The 2,145-nt window shown below is 63.3% G+C and carries 3 protein-coding genes and 1 pseudogene; 2 read left to right on the top strand and 2 right to left on the bottom strand.

The window, feature by feature from the left end; genetic code table 11:
* A partial coding sequence (locus AB1K54_RS17250) for an integrase core domain-containing protein (protein WP_371203995.1) occupies positions 1-120 on the top strand: 120 nt, incomplete at its 5' end.
* 54 nt (positions 121-174) lie between these two features.
* Here AB1K54_RS17250 and AB1K54_RS17245 read toward each other — a convergent pair.
* Positions 175-630: pseudogene (locus AB1K54_RS17245) on the bottom strand (tyrosine-type recombinase/integrase); the annotation flags it as partial.
* A gap of 69 nt (positions 631-699) precedes the next feature.
* Between AB1K54_RS17245 and AB1K54_RS17240 the strand changes: the two are divergent.
* Complete coding sequence (locus AB1K54_RS17240) at positions 700-1,020, top strand: hypothetical protein (RefSeq protein WP_371203994.1); 321 nt, start codon at positions 700-702, stop codon at positions 1,018-1,020.
* Positions 1,021-1,417: 397 nt separating this feature from the next.
* Here the strand turns inward: AB1K54_RS17240 and AB1K54_RS17235 are convergent, their stop codons facing one another.
* Positions 1,418-2,125, bottom strand: a complete 708-nt coding sequence (locus tag AB1K54_RS17235; RefSeq protein WP_371203993.1) for an MBL fold metallo-hydrolase — start codon at positions 2,123-2,125, stop codon at positions 1,418-1,420.
* Positions 2,126-2,145: the final 20 nt, after the last annotated feature.

Here is a 2,145-nt window from a genome sequence, read left to right as displayed (position 1 = left end):
CAGCGAGCCGCAAGCTACCCCGCCTGGCTGCACCACTACAATCACCATCGACCCCACACCGGCATCGGAGGCCAAGCACCCATCGACCGCGTCCACAACGTCAATGGGAAGAACACCTAGCATCCGCTGCACGACCTTCGCATTCGCGCCGGCGCTGATGGCAAGGCTGGCGGCCGTGTGTCGTAGATCGTGCGGAGAGATCCGCGGGAACAACGGGTCCTCCCTCATTGCGCGCCGCACGGCAGCGGCGAACCACCCGTCCTGAGAGTTCGGGAGGTTCATGGGGGCATCGCCGGTTCCGAACAGGAATGACTCCGGTGCCTTGCCCACCACCGTCCCGTGCACGACTTGATCGAGGAACGCGGGGTACGGGACTGAACGCGAAGCATGCGACTTCGTCGAGCCCACGTGGACAGTCCCGTTGACCATCACGGCGTTCTCCTGCACGAATACGCGCCGTCGCGACGAGTTCAGGTCACGCACGCGCAATCCACTCATTTCACCCCAGCGGAGCCCGGTGTAGGAGAGAAAGTAGACGACCTCCGGGTACCGGGCCGTCGCCGCGAGTCTCTCCACCTGAGCGTGCGACAAGTACACCCGCCGCTTCGGAGGCTTCTTCGGGAGCCTCATGCCGCGAACGGGATTCTCGGCGAGCCTCCGATCGCGGACGGCGACATCGAGAATCGCGGAAAGGATGCCGTGCGCTCGGATCACGGAGACCGCTCCGATGAGGTCGGTCAACTCTGTCACCCAGGCGCGGGCATCGCTATAGCGCACATCGCCGATCTGAATGGCTCCCCAGCGCGGCTCGACACGACGCGGGCCGAGATCGCAGAGGCGCTCGAGGTACCGCCGCTCACTGTGTACAACGGGCTCGAGAAGCTGCTCGCTGCCAAGCTGATCATCGCCGACCCGCCACGCGACGTTGCGGTGCGGGGGCAACGGGTTCGGTACAGCGTTGACGATGCCGCGGTGACCGAGATGGTGATGCGGCTGAATCAGGTGCTGGGGGAGTTCTAGTTCGGGCCACGGTCCCGGCACCCGGCAGATGGCCCGCACGTATCTCGAATCGATCGGACTTGATTGGCGTTGGCGCCGGCTGCGATCACGCACCGAGTGTCGTGATGCGCAAGAACGGACAACTCCCTTCCGGCCAGAGGCCATAGCAGGTTCGTTCCTCGCAGCCTGCGTAGAGCGCGCCGAGAGCTCATCCTGTGATCGACTCGCGCCGATCGCGGTCGCCAGTTATGCGTCTACGGTTGGGGCGTAGCGCGAGACCGTATACACAGGGTGCCGGCTCGACCCAGCACGGGTGTCTCTGCCCACCGAAGGCTCCTCGTGCCGTTGGCCGGTATCCTTCCGACGGGTGTCACGCCATGGCGTCCTCTCGATGACCGTACCAGGGGTCTACCATCGGTCAGCCCTGACTAACGCGTGTAGTCCCGTTGCTCGTGTGCGGACTCGGCGGAATCTGGTGCCGCATTGGGTGCTCGGTTGGTTGGGGCGGTTCAACGGCAGACAGGTGATGGTAGGTCTGCATCAACGCCGAGAAACGGTGGAAGATCGACAGGCTAGCCCATCCATTGCTCCAGTTGACGCTAGAGGCGACCTCCCACACGGTGCCTCCAGTTGCGGTGAATGCATCGCATATCTGGGCGTTTCGGGTCATGTGGTGAGCATGGGTGTCACCGATTCGCTCGTTCACGCCGGAAAAGCGATAGCCGTGGCCGGGCAGACCCTCCGCCGCATTGAGGGGTACTAGATCCTCCAAAGACGTCAGGTAATCGGCGACTGCGTTGCCACTGACTGCCTTCCCGCCAAGCCCGATTCCAGGGAAGCGTGTCGGAAGGAGATGGTCACCGAGCATGAGCAGGCCTTCGTCGGCGAAGTAGAAGCAGCAGCTCCCGTCGGTGTGACCGGGTGTCGAGATGACACGGCCGACCCGGCCCGGGATATCGAGCAGATCACCATCGGCAACCACATGATCTACGTGAATTCCCTTCGCGCGGTGCGTGGCACGGTCTAACCTCGGGCTTTCATGGTGGGGCGGGCTGAGTGCCGTGTGGTGAATGGGGAAAGTGCTCCTGATCTGGGAGAATAGGACTTGTCTAGAGTTCAGATTCACTCAGTTCGAGGAGCACCTTC

The sequence above is a fragment of the Microbacterium sp. BWT-B31 genome (assembly GCF_041379855.1).
GTDB lineage: Bacteria > Actinomycetota > Actinomycetes > Actinomycetales > Microbacteriaceae > Microbacterium.
The sequence above is the reverse complement of the archived record's forward strand: the minus strand, read 5'-3'. Positions and strand labels throughout refer to the sequence as shown.